This window comes from Bradyrhizobium sp. BEA-2-5, assembly GCF_032918025.1.
Lineage (GTDB): Bacteria > Pseudomonadota > Alphaproteobacteria > Rhizobiales > Xanthobacteraceae > Bradyrhizobium > Bradyrhizobium pachyrhizi.
On sequence record NZ_CP136629.1, the window covers coordinates 4,874,505 to 4,894,247 of the forward strand.

The window sequence follows — 19,743 nt, forward strand, 5'->3', positions numbered from 1 at the left end:
TTACTGAGCGGCGGGCGCGAACTTGGAGACCAGGCCCTCATAGGGCTTGAACGCCTGCTTGGCGAGGTCGCTGTAGAGGCCGGCGATCTTCTGCGATTCCGCAACGAAGGTCTCGTAGGCGGAACGGGCAAAATCGGTCTGCGCTTCCATCGCCTTGTCCAGCGACTTCACACCGGACAGCTTCTCGACGAAGGACTTGGTGTCTTCGAACGACTTCTTCGTGTAGTCGCCATAGGCGCTGGCGATCGCCTGGACGCCGCTCTGCAGGTTGTTCGCCGATGCGGTGACCGACTCGAAATGCTCTTTGCCGTAGTTCTGAATGTCTTCGATCTTGACCATGGATGGAATTCCTTTTCCCAGACTTGAAGGCGCAAATTCCCATTGCCGGGAAGCTCCCGGCCCCCTGACGCCGATAGCCATATCGCATCGCACAATAGAGTCAATAAATATTGTGCATCGCACAATCACACAGCCCCGAATCTCCTGCATTCGCGATAAACCCCGGGGGACTACGCAACGGTTGCTTAATCTTTTGGAAACTCGGTCCGCCTAACCTGATTCCCGGACTTTGTTCGCCTTCCGACAGACAGCCTCGAAAGCTGTTTGTGAACAACACCTTAGCTAGAAGAGCGACCTGAGCCGCCATTTGGGCCGACGGTGCTGCCCGGAGTGGTTTGTTGCGCAGGCAAGGATCGATGGCCGCCGGGCACAATTTCGCCTCACGAGCCAGTGATCTAGATAGAAATTGGGACGGGGAAGTAGATGCTTCGAACAACCTTGGCCTCCTCGCGGGCGCTGCGAGTTGGCGTTCTTGGGCTCGTGACCGTCACGACGGCGATCCTGATCACGAGTGATAGCGCCGAGGCGCGCCGTCACCGGCGCCACTACGCCCGTCACCACCACAGCCAGGAAGCGCGCGAGAGCTACAGCCCGCAATTCGCGTCGATCATCGTCGACGGCAACACCGGTTCGGTGCTCACCGCCACCAGTCCCGACGGCTTGCGCCACCCCGCCTCGCTGACCAAGATCATGACGCTCTATCTGCTGTTCGAGCGCCTCGAATCCGGCAAGATGAAGCTCGACACCGAGATGCCGGTGTCCCAGCACGCCGCCAATCAGGATCCGACCAAGCTCGGCCTGCGGCCCGGCTCGACCATCAAGGTCGAAGACGCCATCAAGGGCCTGGTCACCCGCTCCGCCAATGACGCCGCGGTCGTGATCGCCGAGGCGATCGGCGGCAGCGAAGACGATTTCGCCCGGATGATGACCCGCAAGGCCCGCGCGCTCGGCATGAGCCGAACCGTCTATCGCAATGCCTCCGGCCTGCCCAACGATGAGCAGGTGACGACGGCGCGCGATCAATCGACCCTCGGCCGCGCGATCCAGGACCGCTTCCCGCGCTATTACCGCTACTTCTCGACCTCGGTGTTTAACTTCCGCGGCCAATCGATCCGCAACCACAACCACCTGCTCGGCAGCGTCGAGGGCGTGGACGGCATCAAGACCGGCTACACCCGCGCCTCCGGCTTCAACCTCGTTACCTCGATCCGCCGCGGCAACCGCCACCTGATCGGCGTGGTGCTGGGCGGCCGCAGCGGCGGCTCGCGCGATGCCATCATGCGCAACCTGCTCGCGGAGAACGTCGGGAAGGCCGCGACCACCCGCACTGCCGCCGCGATCACCGAACGCAATCCGGCCGACGCCAATGTCGAGGTCGCCGACGCGGATAATGCGCGCGCGCCGGACACTTCGCCCGTCGCGGCATCGGAGCCCGCCGCTGCGGCTGCCGCGATCCAGGCGCCGCGCCCGGCCAGCAAGCCCTCGCTGATGGCGGCGGCCGCCGCTGCGCTGCCGCCGCTCCCGGCCAAGCCGGAGCCGCAGGCCAAGCCCGAGCCGGCGCCGCTGACCTCAGGCGTGATCCAGACCCAGCCGATCGCCGCGATTCCCGGCTCGGCTGAACCGATGAAGCCGGTCAAGGTGAAGACGGTGCAGGTCAAGGCCGGCCAGATCAAGCTCGCCGCGGCCGGCCCGGCGCAGTCCGCGCCTCCGATCACCAACACGATCCCCTCGCGCGGAGAGGTCCCCGAGACCTCCAATGCGATGATGGCGCGAGCCGCCGAGACCTCGAGGCCGGAAATGCCGCCGCAGCCGGCCAATTTCGGCACCGGCAACGGCATCCTCGGCGTGCTGCCGGCCTCGGCCGTCCATGCACCCGCTGCCCCGGCACCGCAGGCCGTGGCTTCGATCGAACCCGCAACCCGCAGCGTGCAGGCCGCTCCGTCGACCAGCGCCGCCAGGCCGAGCGCCGCGCATACCGGCTGGATCATCCAGGTTGGCGCGCTGGAGTCCGAGGGCGAGGCCAACAAGCGCATCGACCTGGCCCGCAGCTCCGCCCGCGGCCTGCTCAGCAAGGCCGATCCGTTCACCGAGCCGGTTGTCGCCAAGGACAATCGCAAGCTCTACCGCGCCCGCTTCGCCGGGCTCGAGCGCGACCAGGCCGAAGCCGTCTGCCGCACCTTGAAGCGCGCCGAGATCTCCTGCATCACCGTGCGCAACTGATCGCCAGCATCTGCTGATTTCAAACGGCCGGCGCAGCAAGCGCCGGCCGTTTTGTTTTTGCCGCCGCGAAAACGGCCGGCCGGCCGCGCGCGGCGCAACCATGAAACTTCTCGTCAAGATTTTACGGTTAAGTTTTCCCGAAAGAGCGATCGGCCACGCCGGACAGCGGCGGGCCAGACGGGGCATCAATCAGAAACGGAAGGCAGCTCTCGGCTGTGGCGTTGGTAGCGTAGCCGGAGTTAGAGATGCGTGCGAAGCAGAGTATCCTTGGCCTCGTTTACCCGGGCAGCGAGATACGTCGAGCCCCCCTGGTCGGGATGGAGTTTCTTCATCAGGGCTTTGTGGGCCCGGCTGATGTCGTCGCGCCCCGCTCCCGGCTGCAAGCCAAGGATCTGATAGGCTTCCTCCGCCGTCATTTTGCCGCTCGCCGCCGTGCGGCGCTGCCGCCCTGCCGCATCGCCCTGCGCGTTCTGACGCCAAGCGGGAAACCGGCGGTCCAGATAGCTTTCAAGTAAGGCCACGCTCTCGGCGTCGAACGTCGGGACCATCGCCAGTAGCTGCGACAGGTCGAATTCATCGAGCATGCGGCCGGCCTGCGGTCCGGCCACGATCTGGCCCCTGAGCACGCCGCTGCCGTGATCGAGGGCCATATCGAGATATTGCGAGCGCACCCGCGAGCTTTGTCCCTGGCTGCGCGAACCGCCGAACATGCCGCCGAGATTGGGAAATCCGGTGCTTCCGAACGGCGACCAGCCGAGCAGTCCGGCACCGAAGATGCCGAGCGGAATTGCCACCGCCAGTTCGCCCCGCACGCCGGTAAAGGCTGCGACCGCGAGGGCGAGCACCCCGCCGCCGATCTTGATCGCGCGCGCAAGCACGGCGGGATTGGCCGCACGAAACATCTGCAGCGCGGAATAAAGGACGACAACGGCGATGACGCCGGCGATCAGCGTTGGCATGTCGGGAATATAGGCGGCCCGGCGACAAAAAGCATGCGAAGCTTCGTTTCACCGGCGTCAGGCGGAGCCTGACGCGACGCGGCGCTACTTCATCTGGCCGATCAGAAGCGCCGCGCCGCTCGCGGTCTTCGCCAGTTTCAGCAACGCTTCGCGTCCTCCGGCTGCATAGGCCGCAGCTGCCCGCAACAGCTCGCGCAGCTGCGCCGCCGCGCCGGGATCGAACCGGCACCAGGCGCCACCGGTCAGGCGCGCGATCTGGCGAAACGTTTGCTCGGCGGTCGCATCCCTGCCCTCCTGGAACATGAAGACCGGCACCTTGAGCAGGCCGAGCTCGCCGGCCTTCGCGCACAGATCGTCGGCGCTCTCCTCCATCGCGTCGCCGACGAACACCAAGGCGCGCACCCCTGCCTCGACCGCTTCGCGACGCGTCTCGCTCAGCACCTTGCCGATCTGGGTATCGCCGCCGCGGCAATCGATCTTGCTCATCAGCGCCGCCAGCTTGGCGCTGTCGGAGATCCAGCCCGTGGCACGGCACTCGTTGAAGCCGCGATAGTAGACCAGCCGGATGTCGAGACTGCCGAGCGCTGCGGTCTCGCGAAACATGTCGGCCTGGAGCGCGCAGGCCAGGTCCCAGGTCGGCTGCCGGCTCATCGTTGCATCCAGCGCGAAGACCAGCCTGCCGTGGGCGCCGGCGCGATGCGGCGACATCGCTCGCGCCCTGGCGACGAATGCCGCGATGTCGTTCGCGCTGGATGTCAGCACGCCAGGCTCATGGGCCGGGCGTACATCGCTTCCGGATGTCGGTTTGATCGTCTTGCCGGCCATCAGCGCTTGCCTCGTACAGCAAACACTATGTGGGCCGCGGCAGTGGATTGGTCAACGTGAGAGGCCAGCCTGGACCGCGGGCCGCCCCGTCAGTTCGTGACCGACGGATCCTTCTTCGTCTCGGTCTTGGTCAGCGAGAGCGACTTCTTGAGCTTATCGGTCAAGGTCTGAGGTTTCTCGACCGGCACGTAGAGCGAGACGGGACCGGGCTCCAGAATATTCGGCGGCGCATTCCTGGTGTCGACCGGCGCGACAGCGCTGTCGGTGTCGGCGAGGAATTTATCGAGCATGGCCTGGATCGAGTCCTTGGCCTTCTCGGGCCCTGTGTCACGCATGTCGTTGTGCTGGAAGTTGGTGTTCACCACGGTGATGCCGGCCTTCTCGCATTCGTCGGCATCGGGAACGACGCCCGGATCCGGCTTGAACTGCGAGTCATGCGAACGGAACGACAGGATCTTGAACTTGCCGGCGGTGACGAAGGGCACGCGCAGATTGTCGAGGGTGACAACCTTCTTGACCTCATCCGGATACTGCTTGGCGAAGTACATCGTGATGTCGCCGCCCATGGAGTGGCCGACCATCGTCACCTTGTCGTAGTCCGCGTTCGGCTGGCGCTTCTTCATCTCCTCGATCGCGAACTTGATGTTGGCGACGCCGCGCAGGATCTGCGGCAGGCGGCCGACATAGAGCTCGCCGGGCTTGGTCACCATCGGTCCGTCCGACGGCAGGTCGTTCTGAATGCTGATGGTCAGATAGCCGCGCGCCGCGAACACGTTCGCGAGGAAGGAATATTCGGTGAATTTGACGGTATTGCCATGATTGAGGATCGCAACCGGCAGCGTTATCATGCCAGCGTCGGCCTGCATCTCCTTGTCGAAGCGCACGGCAACGTCGACCGCGACCGGCCGCTCATCGCGCGTCGGGTCCTTGAACATGAGAGTTTCGTGACGGATCGCCCACTTGCTCGCGGTGAAATAGGCCGCCGTGATCACCACGGAGAGAGAAAGCAGAACGAGAATTCCACGCTTCATGACGTCCTCGAGGTGCCCGCCTTTTCAGGGCTGTTCTTGGCCGGAGACTCTTCGGCCTCCTTTTGAGAATATATGTCACAGCGCTGTGACAGGAAGTCTAAAAGTTGGGACTTCGCAGCACGTTCATTGTGCGGTGCACACAACCTTTGTGCATTCGCTTCTGGCGCCATGGCTCTGCGGCACGATAATACCTCAAGACCAACCGACCGGGAGCGGGAACGCGGCTGGCTTGGGAAAACCGGATCTGGCCAGCTTTGTTCCGGCATATTGGCGACGGAGTGGCCGAAAACCCCGCAAGACTACCGTGCTTCTGCACCGTCCAGGAAGTGACGATCGTCACCTGCTGCGCCGGCCGTGGAACCTGCCCGAGGGAGAGCTTGGCGGCCTAGCTGCCGAGGATGTCGTGGACCTCGAGCGGCTTGTCGACCTGGTTGAACCACTCGGCCCGGTTGGCCGCGCGGCGCCGACCGCGCTCGTCGAGCGGCAGTTTGAGCTGGCGGAGCAGGCTCGTTACCTCCTCCCGCGCGGTAACGTGCCCAAGGCTCGGGCGGGTGCCGAGCGTCGCCTCGTCGATGTCATCGAGCGCCGTCAGCCCGCGCGGGAAGAATTCGCGATAGACCACCCGCTCGGCGAAGCCGTCGACGTAACGGAAGCCGAGCCGCAGCGACAAATCCTTCAGGCCCTCGGCGACGAGCTGCTTGTTGCGGGAGCCGAGCATCGACAGGCGGTTGCGCACGACGATCCATTCGGTGGTTGCGCCGTCGAGCTGGCGGCGCTTGCGCCTGACGTCTCGCACCATCTCGGCATAGTGGCTCTCACCCGTCACCGCGTAGTTGGCGGGATCGACGGTACCGAGCACGTCGAAATCCAGGAAGCTGTCGTTGATCGGCGTCACCAGGGTGTCGGCCATCGAATGAGCGAGCCGCATGAGATAGCTGTCGGTGCCGGGCGTATCGATGACGATGAAATCATAGGCGCGTTCCACCGCACTCACCGCGGCCATGAACTGCTGGAATTCCGCGTTCTCGTTCTCCTCGATCTGCATCGTCTCGCCGTACTTGATGCAGTGGTGTACCGGGAGCTCGAGGTCGAGCCCGGTGCGTCGCGCCCAGGCCTGGCGATTGTCGATGTAGCGGGTGAAGCTTTGCTGGCGGCAGTCGAGATCGATCGTGGCGACGCGCTGGCCGGCCTTGAGGAGCGCAACGGCGATGTGCAATGCGGTGGTCGATTTGCCGGAGCCGCCCTTCTCGTTGCCGAGCACGATGACATGTGCGGAGCCGGATTGACCCTGACGAGCCTGCACCAACATGATTCAAATCCCCGCAATGATCTTCAAAGCGAGCGCCGCTGCGGTCAAGTGAAATGCATCGCTGCGACAGGAAATCAATTGCGGCCATGCTGATGAATCGATCAAGCAAGACTGCTGAGTCGATCGGCGGCTTTGATCCGCGCGCGTTCGAGATCGTGTAAGGCTTATCGGCCGGTTTGCCGATCGTGGTTCGGACTTGGTAAGCTGCGTGACCTGCCGAACGCCAACCCGTCCCGCCCAGATTCGTTCCCACCCGGATTGCCCCACGAGCCGAGACCAGATGCCGAGAAATCCCACCGTCGTCCGTACCGTCCCCGCCCTTCGTCGCGCCGTCGACACCCTGCGCGCCAAGAAGGCAACCGTCGCGCTGGTCCCGACCATGGGGGCCCTCCATGACGGACATGTGTCCCTGGTTCGCCTCGCCAAGCGGCGCGCCAGCCGCGTCGTGGTGTCCATCTTCGTCAACCCGACTCAGTTTGCCCCGACCGAGGATTTTGGCGCCTATCCGCGCACCTGGAAGGCCGACATCGCCAAGCTCGCGGCCGAGGACGTCGATATCGTCTGGCACCCGGGCGTCGAGGCCATGTATCCGGAGGGCTTTGCCACCCGCATCGTGCCGGAAGGACCGGCGCTCGCCGGCCTCGAGGACCGCTTCCGCCCGCACTTCTTCGGCGGCGTCGCCACCGTCGTCGGCAAGCTGTTCACTCAGTGCCGGCCGGACTTTGCGATCTTCGGCGAAAAGGATTTTCAGCAGCTGCGGGTGGTGACGCAGATGGCGCGCGACCTCGACCTCGGCGTCAAGGTCCTCGGCTCCCGCACCGTGCGCGAGCGCGACGGGCTCGCGATGTCCTCGCGCAACGTCTACCTCTCGCCCGAGGAACGGCGCGCCGCCCCCGAGCTTCACCGGGTGATGAAGCAAACGGCCGGCCGCCTGCGCGCCGGCGAGGATACCGCGACTGCAATGGCCGACGGCGCCGCGGCGATCACCAGGGCCGGCTTCGTGCTCGATTATCTCGAAGTCCGCCACGCCGCCTCCCTGGCGCCGATCGGCTCGCTGAAGGACGGCCCGATGCGGATGCTGGTGGCGGCAAAGCTCGGCAGCACCCGCCTGATCGACAACATCGCGGTATAGAGCAGGATCCGGAAAGTGTGATGCGGTTCATGCGCAAACGGGGTTCGAGCCTGTAATGAGGGCTCGGCCTCATCTGCGCGGCCGACGCGTGGATGATCGCGCCTTTCAGAGGCGATCGGAATGAGCGGTTATTTCAGGAAAGGCATTGCTTTCGGCATCGCGCTCGTGGCCGCAGGCCTCGTGCAGGCGCAGACCCGGCCGCCGGTCGGCGGGGTCAATTCGGCGCCCGGCGCGATGATCTTCTATGTCGCGCATGGTGCGCCTGATGCCTGCGGCCCGGGCTGCTCGGACTGGATCGCCGCCGAGGGCGCCGTGCAGTGGGATACCTACAAGCGCCTGCTGGCGATCCTCGACCGGCAGAACGGCCGCAAGCTGCCGGTGGTGATCAACGTCAAAGGGAATTCCAACCTCAACGTTGCCTCCAGCCTCGGCCGCATCCTGCGCGATCGCGGCATCGATGCCGCGGTCGCGGCGACCGAGGTCGAGGCCTGCACCGGGAAATCCGAGGAGGAATGTTTCGCGCTCAAGCGGCCCGGCGGCCCGCTCGACGCCAAGGAGAAGCTGTCCGGCATTGCCTGCGATTTGGCCTGCGTGCTGATGCTGTCGGGCGGCGTGCATCGCAGCCTGCCGGAAGGCAGCCGCGTGGTGCTGAGCGGCATGGCGATCCACAACCGGCTCGCGCCCAACGTCTCGGCCGAGCATCGCGAGAGCCTGACCTCGGTCTTCACCGACCAGTTCCGACGCTATCTCGGCGAGATGGGGATCGATCACGAGCTGCTCGACGTCGCCGTCAGCAATGCGGGCGGCAGCCGCTATGTCGAGATCCCGGCGTCCGAATGGAGCCGGCTGCACCTCGTGACGCAGTAGTTCGCGGCAGTCATCGGCCTCAGAGCAAGCCGAGGTCGCGCAACTCGCGGCGCATCGGCTCGGGCATCGATGCCACGCTGGCGGCGCTCGACTTGGTGAGATCGGCCGGCGCGGAGTCCGCGGTGAGATAGCGCCAGCCCTGGAACGGGCGCATCGGCCGCGGCGAGACCGAGATCACTTTCGGCTGCATCACGATCCGGCAGCGCCCGATGCCATCCTTGTCGCGGAACGGCTCGATGCCGATGATCTTTTCCCGCGCGGCGATCTCGCCCTTGATCACCCAATAGAGCGAACCGCCGGCGAGGATCTCCTCCTCGCGCTTCGGCGTCATCCGCGTGATGTGGACGTGACGGAGCGGCAGGCCCTTTTTCTTCGCGGTCGCCATCCGCTCGGCAACCCAGCCCTTGAGTTCCTTGACGGAGTCGCAACCGACGGCGAGCTTGATGAGATGAAGCGGCATGCGCCGGATGTAGCGGCCGGCGCGCGCTTTGAAAAGGGAGCGCTCTCCGCGGCGGTGGATATCGGGACTAGAGCGTTTTTCGAGCCAAACGAAGCCGGAACAGTGCAATGACGGCGGCTCAAGCCGCCGTCATCACGCTCATTGCTCGTTCGCAGCCGCCGGTGCGCTGGCGGCGGCAGGAGGCGGCGCCGGCGCGGCCGGGGCCGGCGCGATCTGGACCGGGCGCTTCGCTGCCGGCGGCCGCTTCGGGGCTGCGGCGGGCGGCGCGGCGGCGCGCGCGGCCGGCGCGGGTGCGGCGGCGGCTGGCTTTGCCGGCTCGGGCGTCATGATGCTGACCGGCGGCGTGTTCGCCGAGCTCGGAAACTCCGCATTGGTCGGCTTGCCGGTGGGCAATGACTGCGGCAGCGCCGCGACCAGGCCGGAGACGGCCGACGCCTGGGCGCCGGCCGGCGCGTTCCACGACCCCGCGTAGCGCGTGATCAGGTTCTCGTAGGTCCGCTCGTTCATGTTGGCGATGATCTGATGGTTGTCGCCGAGCGAGCGGAACGCGGGGCACGCGGTCGGCGTGCAGTGGTCGCGCGCCATCAGCGCATAGGCGACCAAGCCGTAGCGGTCATGCTCGATGGCACGGCGCAGCGCCTGCAACTCGGTGGTCGAATTGCGCTCGGCGGTCGCGAGGTCGCCGAGCGCAGTCAGGCGCGAGATCTGCGCCGCAGCGTAACTGACCGCCGCTGCCGCCGTATCCGATGAACCGAACAGCACCTTCTCGCAGGCGTTGAGAACGGCGTCTCCGGCGAGATCGTCGACGCAGGCCAGCGCCGGCACCGTCTGGCTGGCCAGTTGCGCCGTCCGTGTCTCGGCCGGCGCCGCCTGCCCACCTGGGCCGAAGCCACGGATCGTCGCAGCGACCGCAACCGCGATCGACAGCAGCGTGATCACGGTCAGCGCGCCGTTGGCGACGGATTTTTCCGCACGCAGCAGCGTGACCAGAACGACGATCCCAAAGAACCCCGCAGCGGCCAGCGTCAGCCACATCGGGAAGGTCGGTGAGCGCCAGATCTGATCCAGCGAGGAAGCCCAGTTCATGCGCGATGTCCCTCAACGCAGCGTAAGCACAATCGGCGACGGCGAACGCCGCCACCCCGACGTCCAACCTTCAGCACAATGGATCTGCGAACGGGGCCTTTTGACGGCGGCGGCGCGGAACCCGCTCCAGCCGCCGGCTTGCGCACAACTCCTTCAGGACAGCGCGAGCTGACTCTCCTTGGCCACCCGTTCGAAAGCTTCAGTCGAGCTCTTGATGCGATATTGGCAGTCGTCACCGTCGGTCGGCAGCAGGCGGATCACTTGATAGGTGCCGCTCGCGGCGGGGCGCGCCACGTTGCTGGCCGTGAAATAGACGGTCTCGCCAATCGAGTACTTATGCTTCAACGCCCTCTCCATTTTCTTAGAGATTGCTGGCTGAGCTGACAGTCCCGATAGCTCAGGCCGGCATTTTGAGAACCCTGCGGCAAGCTAGCACATCGCACCTCCCCAAATCCAGCGAGATTGGGGCATGGCGAAGGTGCGATTTTTGCAGGTTTTTCAGGGCGATAGGCAGCAATTTGCGTGCCAGCCGGAAATTGCCCGCCGAGCCCGGCTGGAACCCTGATTCCAGCCGCTCAGGCGGTGTGCGGCAGCTTGCCGTCCGGGCTCGCGCCATCGACCGCAGCCGGAAGTTGCTGGGCGAGCACCTTGGACAGCTGGTCCACCGGAATGTTGAACCTGGCGGCGAGCTGCTTGACGGTGTCGCTGCCGAGCACCTGCTGGAGCTGCTCAGCGGTGATCGGCAGGTTCTGACCGGTACCGATCCAGGATTTGACCTGCTCGCCGAGCCCGGCTTGCTCGAGCTTGGCGACGATCGAGGACAAGCCGCCCTGCCCGCCATTGCCCAGGACCTCGCCGAGCACGACCGGGATCACCGCCGCGCCAAGCTGGCCAAGCATGCCTTTCAGCTCCGGCGAATTCTCCAGGGAATCGAGAATGCCCATGGTCTAAGTCCTTTCACGACTTGCAAAACCAGCCTTTCCGGATTCGACGCCTTCGGCCCCGCGACGTCAAGCCGCGATCTTTGCGACCGCTGTCACAATTCGGAAGCGCAGCAACCGTCAGACATCCTCGAAACGAGCGATCCGCAGCGTCTCGGCAACGCCGTCGCGGCTCCATTCCTGGAACGCCGGAAGCTGCATCATGGCATCGACATAGTGCTGCGCTTCGGCCTTCACCGGGATCGCGTAGGTGCGGAAACGATGCACCACGGGCGCGTACATCGCATCGGCGGCGGAGAATGCGCCGAACAGGAACGGACCCTGCTTGCCGTAGCGCGCATGGCACTCGGCCCAGATCTCCTGGATCCGCGCCACGTTGGCGCGCGCATCATCCGACAGCGCCACGGGGCGGATCGGCCGATGCAGGTTCATGCCGCATTCGTTGCGCAAGGCCATGAAGCCGGAATGCATCTCGGCCGAGATCGCGCGGGCATGCGCGCGCGCGGCACGATCCGCAGGCCAGAGCTTCGCCTCGGGAAATCTCTCGGCGAGATACTCGATGATGGCAAGCGAATCCCACACCGTGATGTCGCCATCGACCAGCACCGGCACCTTGCCGGCCTTGCTGAAAGAGAGGATGCGGTCCTTGTCGGCCTGGTCCGTGTAGAGCGGAATGAAGACCTCTTCGAACGGAATGTCGTTGGCGCGGAGCGCGAGCCAGGGCCGCATCGACCATGACGAGTAGTTCTTGTTGCCGATGACGAGCTTGAGCATGTCCGGGAATCCTGTTGCCACGGTAGTTTGCCATAGTGCATTGCACGCGTTCAACCTGTACATGACGCGGATGCGGTCCGGCGCGGACAGTCAGCCGCGCGCTCACGAAGGAAGGCAACATGACCGGCTATTGGACCGACATCCTGGCCGTCGGCTTCTTTGCGCTGGAATGGCTGGTCTATGCCCTGACGCTGGAGCACTCGGCCTACGGTCGCGACAGCCTGTCGGCGCGCATGAACCGCTATCGCGAGGTCTGGGTGCGCCGCATGCTCCACCGCGAGACGCGCATGGTCGACATGCAGATCATGGCCTCGCTCCAGAGCGGCACCGCCTTCTTCGCCTCCACCAGCCTTTTCGCGCTCGGCGGCGCGCTGGCGCTGCTGCACGCCACCAACGACGCGCTCGCGGTGCTCGGCGCGCTGCCGGTCAACCTGACGCCCTCGCCCGCTTTGTGGGAGGTCAAGTGCATCGGGCTGATCCTGATCTGCGTCTACGCCTTCTTCAAGTTCGCCTGGGCCTATCGCCTATTCAACTATGTCGCGATCCTGTTCGGCGGCATGCCGCCGGCCGACCGGCGCGACACGCCGGAGGCCGAAGCCCATGTCATTCGCACCTCCCGCCTGTTCGAATCCGCCGGCCGCCATTTCAACCGCGGCCAGCGCGCGTTCTTCTTCGCGCTCGGCTATCTCGGCTGGTTCGTCAGCCCCTGGGTGCTGTTCGTGACCACGGCCGCCGTGGTGGTCGTCACCTGGCGGCGGCAGTTCGCCTCGAATGCCTGGCAGGCGATGGGAAGCTGAGGCGAACCTCGTCTACGACGCGAAATCGCGCGGACTGAAATCGAGGTCGAGCACCTTCCATTCGCCGTAGCGATCCCGCGGCAGCATCGCATAGGGCTGGCAGGCCTGCAGCGCTTCGGTCGCGCTCTTCAGCAACAGCGGCCCCTTTTCCGAGGCGGTGGCTTCGATCAGCAAGGGCTGCGCGGCGAGCTTACCGTCGGGCTTCATGAACACCCTGAGCTTGATCCTCACGTCGTCGCCCGTGCTCAGCGTCGGCGGGAGTTTCAGGCAGGTCTTCAGGTGACGGCGGAATTCGGCGACCACGCTTGAGCCGACGTCCGCCTGCTCGGTGGCGGCTGCGTCGAAATTGTCCTTGCCGGGTCCGGGGCCGGACGGCGCGGCGGCGGGCGGCTTCACGGAAATATCGGGCGGCAGGCCGAGCATGACATTGTATTTGACCGAAAGATCGGGCTCGGGCTGCGCATAGGCAGGCGACGACGCTGCCGCCTGTTGCTGCGCCATTGGCTGGGGCATCGGTGGCGGCTGAGGCGCCGGCTGCGCAGCCGCGGCTTGTTGCGGAGTTGGGGTGGGCTTGGGCGGCTGCGCCTGCTTCTGCGGCGGTTGCTGTGGCGCGCTCTGCTGTGGCGCGGGCGCCTGCGCCGATGGTTCGGGCTTGGCTGAATCCACCGGCTTATCGAGCGACGGCAACTGCAACTCAGGCGTCGGCGACGGGCTCGGGGCCGGTTCGGGCTTGGTCTCGACCTCGGACTTGGCGACCTCCTGCGGCGTCACGATCTCGACCGGCACCGTGTCAGCGGCGACGGGATCGAACTGATGGACCTCCGAATACAGGAAAATCAGCGCAAGCAGCATCAGGTGCACGAACACCGACGCCATCAGATCCGCGTTTGGCCGAAACTTCATCCCACTCGATCACATCAGTGACGTCTCTCCCCGCCGGGCTACAATACCGGCCGGAACCCGCCTGCCTCAATCCCCATTCGGTCCAAAGCCGCAATCGGCCAGCGGGGCATTAGCATGATCCGGATCAGGACCCAGCCATTTTTCCAAGACTTGATGCTTCCCAAGACCTTGATGCTCAGGCAAAGACCCCATGCGTCGCGGGGCCCGTCATCGCGCGTCAGCTCTCCCGATCGCCGAGATCTCGCGCATGTCGTCTTCCGACAGCTCGAAATCGAAGATGTCGATGTTTTCCGACAGGCGCTCGACGCGCGAGGTGCGCGGGATCGCAGCGACATTCTGCTGCACCAGCCAGCGCAGGCAGACCTGGGCAGCGCTCTTGCGATAGCGGTCGCCGATCCGCGCCAGCGCGCGGTCGCCCTTGACCCGTCCCTTCGCGATCGGGCTATAGGCGACGAACGCCATGCCGTGGCGCCGACAGGCCTCGATCACGTCGGCCTGGTGTAGGTAAGGATGGTACTCGACCTGGTCGCAGGCGAGCGGCTCGGGACATGCCGCGACCGCCTGCTCGATCAGCGCCACCGTGAAATTGGAGACGCCGATGTGGCGGGTCAGTCCCATCTGCCTGGCATGCGACAGCGCGCCCAGCGTCTCCGCCAGCGGCACGTGGGAATTGGGCCAGTGCAGCAGCAACAGATCGACCTCGGTCAGGCGCAGCCGCGCCAGGCTCTCCTTCGCCGACCGCTCGAGATCCTTCGCCATGAAATGGTTGGTCCAGACCTTGGTGGTGAGGAAGACGTCGTCGCGGCGCACGCCGGAGGCGCGCAAGCCGTCGCCGACCTCGCGCTCATTGTCGTAGACCTGCGCGGTGTCGATGTGACGATAGCCGAGCCGTAGCGCCTGCTCGACCACGCGCGCGGCAGGCCTGCCGCTCAGCTCCCAGGTCCCGAGCCCGATCGCCGGGATTCTGGCACCGTTGCCTTCGACGACATTCATGCGCCCATTATGCGCGCATGACGAAGCCCTGCCAACTCACGGTTCGGTTCCGCGATGGAACGTCGCGACGTCTCATCGCTCCGGCTGGTAGCCATCGGTCAGCGTCTTCAGGAAGGCGATTATGTCGGCCTCGTCCTGCGCCGTCATCGCCGGCGTGTCGCCGGGATGGCGCTCGAACGGCGGATCGCTGACGTCGACATTGCCGTGATATTTTTCCGGCAGGTCATCGTATTTGCGCACCGCGCCGTCGGCGCCGCGCGGAAACACCTTCTCCGGATTGGTATCGCGGAAGTTATAGAAGTCGAGCACCTGCTCGAGGCTGGTGAAGACCCCGTTGTGGAAGAACACGCGACGCGTCGCCGTGTTGCGCAAGGTCGGCGTCAGAAACATCCCGCAATATTGCGTCTGCTCGGCAATGTCGGTGCGGTACGGACCGCAGACCCCGAGATCGAAATGATCGGGATCGCGGTTGCCGGCGAGCGCGGCGTTGCGCGGCGCGCCGAGCGCCTCATATTGGTGATCGGTGAACAGCGGCGGCAGACCGTCCCGGGTCGGCTGCGACGTATGGCAGCCGCCGCAATTGGCCTTGTCCGGATCGTTGAACAATTGCAGGCCGCGCAGCTCGCTCTCGTTCAATCGCGCCTTGCCTTCCAGCCAGTAATCGAACTTGCTGGTGTAGGGATGGAAGCTCGGCTCCTCCACCTGATAGCGCGCGACGGCAAACATCGCCTCCGCGACCAGCAGCCGCGTATTGTCGAAGACACCGGCACCGAACAGCTCGGCGAAGCGCGGCGCGTAGCTCGCCTGGCGCAGCTTCTGCGCCACGATTTCGATGCTGCCGCCGTCCATCTCGTTGGGATCGAGCAGCGGGAATATCGCCTGGTCCTGCAGCGTATCGGCGCGGCCGTCCCAGAACAGTCCGCCCTGCGGCACGATGTTGACCGCCGACGCGGCGGTCCCGGTCGCAACTTTTTTGGCGCGCGGGGCCTGCTGGCCGAGCGCGGCCAGTTGCGCGAAGTCGACGACATTGTCGTCATCGTCCTTTTCCGGCCCGATGCTGAAATTCGGCTGCCGCTCGAGATAGGTCAGGCCCGGCACGGCGCGGGTCCCTTGCCGGGATTGCGCGGGCCCGCCGAGCATCACCGGCCCGTCATTGGGTGGCCCGTAGGCGTGGTCCGGACTGTGACAGGACGCGCATGACAATGCGCCCGACGAGGACAGCAACGCGTCGAAGAAGATCTTCTGGCCGAGCTGCGCCATGGCGGACAGCGGAGCGGCCGGCGGACGCCTGAGCTGCACCGGGTGCGGATTGGTCCCCGGAAGTCCCTGCGTCTCGACGGCCGCAACAGTGCCCGCCATGCACAGCAGGCCGGCGCCGAGAAGCCACAAGGTGCGGCCGTTCATGTCAGATCCAGTGTCGTTAAGCGTTTTCGCGCGAACCGGAGACCAGTTCGCGCGAGCAGAACGCGTCAGGGCAAAGCTTCGGTTCTGATTGGATCAGAACCGAAGGGCGTTAGTGGTGATGGTGATCATCCGGCGCGCTGACGATGACGGTGCCGGCGGTCGGATCGAGGAACAGCGTGTCCTGCCGATACTCGTGGTCCTGGCCGTGGCCACGCTCGAAGTCGAACATGTCGGCGATCGATTCGACGTTGTCGTCGAACGAGCCGCCGCCGAGACGCTGGCCATGCAGCCAGTTGTCCTCGATGAAGCGCACGACGGAGGCCTGCGAAATGCGGGTGTGGCTGACGTAATTCCGCTTGGCGAAGGGCGAGATCACCAGGAACGGGACGCGCGTACCGGGACCGCAGCGGCCGTTCACCGGCTGGCCGTTGAGGCCATTCGGCTGCGTCTGCTTGCCGATACCGCGGCCACACTGGCCGGGACCGTTGACCTGGTCGGCGGTCGGATCATACGAAGCGCTGATCGGCGCAAGGTACTGGTGGTCGTACCAGCCGTCGGAGTCGTCATAGGTGATGATGACGGCGGTCTCGCCCCACTCCTTCTGCTTCTGCAGGAAGTTGATCAGCTCGACATTGCCGGCCTGCTCATCGAGCGGATCGGAGTTGCCGGGATGACCGTCCTGATAGGCCGGCATCTTGATGTAGGAGACGGCCGGGAAGTTGCCGGCCTTCACCGAAGCATAGAAGTCCTCGAGATCGTAGGCATGATTGGCCGGATCGAGCGTCTTGCTGCCGGGCACATAGGTGTGACCGACCGCATTCACCGAGCTCGGCCGCGCATGGGTCGGGTTGGCGGTCGACTTGTAGTACTGGAACCAGGCGTGGTGCGGGATGTAGTCCACGACGGTGCCGTTGACGTTGCTCGAGAACGTGCTGCGGCCGCAGTTGGTGGTGCCGTTGCTGTTCTTGAGCGTCAGGTCGAAGCCGCCCATGAAACTGCCCCAGCTGATCTGCTGGGCATTGAGCAGATCGCCGATGTTCTTGCTGGTCATCAGGACCTGGCTGGTCGTGCTCGAGCAGGCATCATAGGCAGGATCGGTATCGCCGATCAGCGTCAGGCCGCCCTGGCCGTCGGCGATCGACGACGACGAACCGACGATGTTCTGTGCGCCGTTGGTCTGGCCGGAAACCACCTCGAGCGCGCCGGGCGTCGACGGACCAAAGGTGTCGGTCCAGCTGTTGTCGCTCATCGCGAAGTTCTGGGCGTAATTCCAGAACGCGGTGACGGTGTTGCCGTCGAAATAACCCATCACCTGCCCGTTGGTGCCGAAAGCGCCGACGCCGCCGGCGGTGCCGCGACCGGTGAATTTCGGAAACAGGTCTTCCTTGCCGTTGTCGACCGCCTGCTGCTCGGGCGTATAGGCGTGGTTCTGCGACTTGGTGTTGGCCTGGGTGCGGTCGAGGCGGAACGGATTGGTCGCGCCGGTGCCATTGGCCGGGTTGTTGTTCGGGTTATTGGTCAACAGATTGGCGCTGGCGAGATTGTTGACCTTCGGCGTATGCGGCTTCGCCGTGAACGGAATCGAGCCGGTCGGGTTGGTCGCAACCGGGTAGGTTGCGAAGTAGTGATCGAACGAGCGGTTCTCGTTGAAGATGACGACAAGATGCTTGATCGGCGTTTGGGTGTGGATGTCGTGCGGATGATGATCGTGGCCGTTATTGCCCTTGTTGTCGTCCTGGGCGGCGGCGCTGCACATCACCGCAGCGGCAGCAACCAGACAAACTCCGACCGTCGAAAGAAATTTGGCTTTCACCGTAGTGCCCCTTTTATTTTTGAAGGATTTATGACGTCGACCTGCGACAAGTTATCCATCGCCGATGACAGCGCTGTGTCGATCGAATGAATGCGACGAACGATGATGTGCGCCGATGTTTGCGTCGGTTGCAGCGAGCGTCGGGGGATCAATCTTTGCGCGCATGGCAGACGTCACGCCTCTGACACGAGCGGCTATCCGTGGACGCGGCTTCGGTCAGAAGGCTTCGGTCAGAAGGCTTGGATCAGAAGACTTGGAATTGAAGGGATCGCGCTGAAGATGACGGCAGCGGTCAGCAATCGCGTGAACTAGTTGTGCGCTGCCGGCAATCGCGGCTGCTCACGCCCGAAAATAAATCCGCGCCTTCCGGGAATGTTGTCCCGAAAAGCGCGGATGCCTGGTCTTGTGGCGGGCGGCGCTTCGGCTCGGCGCACGCGGCGGATGTGAGACCGGTTGCTAGGACACGCGCATAAAGCCGGGAGGTTTCCACGCCCCTTCGCCTGCCGGCAGAATCGATGGCGGCGTGGTTTTCGGCCAGTACAGTCGCATCACCACATAGATCGGGCCATCCGGCGCCGGCAGCCAGTTTGCCTCCTTGTCCGCTCCCGGAGACTTGCTCTGGACGTAGATCGTCAGCGAACCGTCAGAGCCGCGCTTCATGTGCGGCAACATCGGCGAGTTGATGAGGTAGCGGCTGATCGGGTTCTTGACCAGGAGTTGGCTCTTGCCGTCATACATCGTCACCGACCAGAAGGAGTTCACCGGTGGCAGTTGTCCCGCCGGGAAGGTCAGTGTGTAGCTCGACTTCGAGCAGTCGAGTTCCTTGCCATCGGCGTCCACTTTGCCCAGGGGATACATGGCCTCCACCGCGTCGTTGCCATAGATGCCGGCCTTCGCGGCTGCCGCGCGCAAGAGCCAGTCGCCGTGAAAGAATGCCGCGTCACCGAACGCCGAGCTGACGCGCCAGCCATTGATGTCCTTGCCGAGGCTCGCCACGGTCTCGCTGACCTTGCGCTCGCCCTCCTTCATGCCAAGCAAAATCTCGGCCTTGTCTTCCAGCGACAGGCTGCGGAAATCGAAGGTCTTCCCTGGCCCCACGCCGATCCGTGCCAGTTGCTCCCGGATCCAGCGTTCCTCCGGCAGCGCCGGCGCGAATTGAAGCGCGAAGTCCAGATATTCGAAGAACTCGGTGCGGACGAGATCCTTCTCGAATTTGGGGAAAGACGGCGCCGACGCCGGCGACGGCGCGGGCCGATTCAGGAAGCTGGAAAGCGGCTGCGCCTTGTAGCCGGCCTGAACCTTCTTGACGGCCTCAATATCGGCCGGGTCGAACAGCTGGGTCCGGAAAAGTGCCAGGCAGAAATCGCTCGTCGACCGGAACACCTTCTTGATGCCGGCCGGTGTCGCGCCGGTCCATCGCGGGCCGGCGACCAGATAACTTCCCGCATCGCTGCCCGTCGCGCGCGAACCGACATAGCCAAAATTATACGTATTAAGGTCGATCAACTGCAGCGAATAGTAGCGCTTGGGATCGACCGCCGGCACCGAAAAGACGATGGGCTCGGCCCGCAAGTCCAGCCATGCAAACGAATACGGCGTGTCACTGTTGGGCGTGACGACGGCGGTATCTTCGTAGGTGTAAACGCGGGCCTCGTTGACCAGCGTATTGAACGGCGCCTTGTACTGCCCTGACGACTTGTCCACGGCGTACTCGTACATCACACCATAGGACATCACGATCGGCAGGCCATAGATGAAGCCGGCCTCGGCAATGTCCTTGGCCTTGAAGAATCCCGGACGCTCGGACTGCGCCCAGGTTGAACTGCTGGCAGTTGCCGTAATCGCCGCCAACGCGGCAGACCGCAGAAAATCGCGCTTCGTCACGGTCTG

19 protein-coding genes are annotated in these 19,743 nt (G+C 64.7%); 4 read left to right on the top strand and 15 right to left on the bottom strand.

Annotation, left to right across the window (positions count from 1 at the left end):
• Nucleotides 1-339: a phasin family protein gene (locus RX327_RS22865; protein WP_317247197.1), complete on the bottom strand. Its 339-nt coding sequence runs from the start codon at nt 337-339 to the stop codon at nt 1-3.
• Nucleotides 340-762: 423 nt separating this feature from the next.
• On the opposite strand from RX327_RS22865, the gene RX327_RS22870 reads away from it, so the two are divergent.
• Nucleotides 763-2,559: a D-alanyl-D-alanine carboxypeptidase gene (locus tag RX327_RS22870; protein ID WP_317247198.1), complete on the top strand. Its 1,797-nt coding sequence runs from the start codon at nt 763-765 to the stop codon at nt 2,557-2,559.
• 239 nt (nt 2,560-2,798) lie between these two features.
• Here the strand turns inward: RX327_RS22870 and RX327_RS22875 are convergent, their stop codons facing one another.
• The 4 genes from RX327_RS22875 to RX327_RS22890 form a co-directional block, all read right to left on the bottom strand.
• Nucleotides 2,799-3,518, bottom strand: coding sequence for a DnaJ domain-containing protein (locus RX327_RS22875; protein ID WP_317247199.1), 720 nt, complete (start codon nt 3,516-3,518; stop codon nt 2,799-2,801).
• An 84-nt stretch (nt 3,519-3,602) separates the two neighbouring features.
• Complete coding sequence (locus RX327_RS22880; protein ID WP_317247200.1) at nt 3,603-4,343, bottom strand: VWA domain-containing protein; 741 nt, start codon at nt 4,341-4,343, stop codon at nt 3,603-3,605.
• A gap of 89 nt (nt 4,344-4,432) precedes the next feature.
• Nucleotides 4,433-5,374 carry an alpha/beta fold hydrolase gene (locus tag RX327_RS22885; protein ID WP_317247201.1) on the bottom strand — a complete coding sequence of 314 codons (942 nt, stop codon included), beginning with the start codon at nt 5,372-5,374 and terminating at the stop codon, nt 4,433-4,435.
• A gap of 385 nt (nt 5,375-5,759) precedes the next feature.
• A complete protein-coding gene (locus tag RX327_RS22890) occupies nt 5,760-6,683 on the bottom strand; it encodes a division plane positioning ATPase MipZ (RefSeq protein WP_317247202.1) in 924 nt (307 codons plus the stop codon).
• Between the two features lie 280 nt (nt 6,684-6,963).
• Between RX327_RS22890 and panC the strand changes: the two genes are divergently transcribed.
• A complete protein-coding gene (gene panC / locus RX327_RS22895) occupies nt 6,964-7,815 on the top strand; it encodes a pantoate--beta-alanine ligase (RefSeq protein WP_317247203.1) in 852 nt (283 codons plus the stop codon).
• A gap of 120 nt (nt 7,816-7,935) precedes the next feature.
• Entirely contained in the window at nt 7,936-8,682 is a 747-nt protein-coding gene (locus RX327_RS22900) for a hypothetical protein (protein ID WP_082190671.1), read from the top strand.
• A 19-nt stretch (nt 8,683-8,701) separates the two neighbouring features.
• Here the strand turns inward: RX327_RS22900 and RX327_RS22905 are convergent, their stop codons facing one another.
• The 5 genes from RX327_RS22905 to RX327_RS22925 all read right to left on the bottom strand — a co-directional run bounded on the left by RX327_RS22905 (nt 8,702) and on the right by RX327_RS22925 (nt 11,943).
• Nucleotides 8,702-9,142, bottom strand: coding sequence for a DUF1489 domain-containing protein (locus RX327_RS22905; protein WP_317247204.1), 441 nt, complete (start codon nt 9,140-9,142; stop codon nt 8,702-8,704).
• Nucleotides 9,143-9,280: 138 nt separating this feature from the next.
• Nucleotides 9,281-10,228, bottom strand: coding sequence for a hypothetical protein (locus RX327_RS22910; RefSeq protein WP_050385749.1), 948 nt, complete (start codon nt 10,226-10,228; stop codon nt 9,281-9,283).
• Nucleotides 10,229-10,381: 153 nt separating this feature from the next.
• The gene (locus tag RX327_RS22915) at nt 10,382-10,585 is read right to left on the bottom strand and encodes a hypothetical protein (protein ID WP_018272021.1); all 204 of its coding nucleotides are present in this window, start codon (nt 10,583-10,585) and stop codon (nt 10,382-10,384) included.
• A gap of 218 nt (nt 10,586-10,803) precedes the next feature.
• Nucleotides 10,804-11,172, bottom strand: a complete 369-nt coding sequence (locus RX327_RS22920) for a YidB family protein (protein ID WP_028336420.1) — start codon at nt 11,170-11,172, stop codon at nt 10,804-10,806.
• A gap of 117 nt (nt 11,173-11,289) precedes the next feature.
• A complete protein-coding gene (locus RX327_RS22925) occupies nt 11,290-11,943 on the bottom strand; it encodes a glutathione S-transferase family protein (protein ID WP_317247205.1) in 654 nt (217 codons plus the stop codon).
• A gap of 119 nt (nt 11,944-12,062) precedes the next feature.
• On the opposite strand from RX327_RS22925, the gene RX327_RS22930 reads away from it, so the two are divergent.
• Nucleotides 12,063-12,740 carry a DUF599 domain-containing protein gene (locus RX327_RS22930; RefSeq protein WP_317247206.1) on the top strand — a complete coding sequence of 226 codons (678 nt, stop codon included), beginning with the start codon at nt 12,063-12,065 and terminating at the stop codon, nt 12,738-12,740.
• 12 nt (nt 12,741-12,752) lie between these two features.
• On the opposite strand, the gene RX327_RS22935 is transcribed toward RX327_RS22930, so the two are convergent.
• The 5 genes from RX327_RS22935 to RX327_RS22955 form a co-directional block, all read right to left on the bottom strand.
• Nucleotides 12,753-13,643 (bottom strand): hypothetical protein, encoded by an 891-nt coding sequence (locus tag RX327_RS22935; RefSeq protein WP_050385747.1) that lies wholly within the window; start codon nt 13,641-13,643, stop codon nt 12,753-12,755.
• Nucleotides 13,644-13,850: 207 nt separating this feature from the next.
• Nucleotides 13,851-14,636 carry an aldo/keto reductase gene (locus tag RX327_RS22940; RefSeq protein WP_317247207.1) on the bottom strand — a complete coding sequence of 262 codons (786 nt, stop codon included), beginning with the start codon at nt 14,634-14,636 and terminating at the stop codon, nt 13,851-13,853.
• Between the two features lie 72 nt (nt 14,637-14,708).
• Nucleotides 14,709-16,040: a cytochrome-c peroxidase gene (locus RX327_RS22945; protein ID WP_050385745.1), complete on the bottom strand. Its 1,332-nt coding sequence runs from the start codon at nt 16,038-16,040 to the stop codon at nt 14,709-14,711.
• 109 nt (nt 16,041-16,149) lie between these two features.
• Nucleotides 16,150-17,796: a phospholipase C gene (locus tag RX327_RS22950; RefSeq protein ID WP_410712196.1), complete on the bottom strand. Its 1,647-nt coding sequence runs from the start codon at nt 17,794-17,796 to the stop codon at nt 16,150-16,152.
• A gap of 513 nt (nt 17,797-18,309) precedes the next feature.
• Nucleotides 18,310-19,737 (bottom strand): DUF1254 domain-containing protein, encoded by a 1,428-nt coding sequence (locus RX327_RS22955; RefSeq protein WP_317247208.1) that lies wholly within the window; start codon nt 19,735-19,737, stop codon nt 18,310-18,312.
• Nucleotides 19,738-19,743 lie beyond the last annotated feature (6 nt).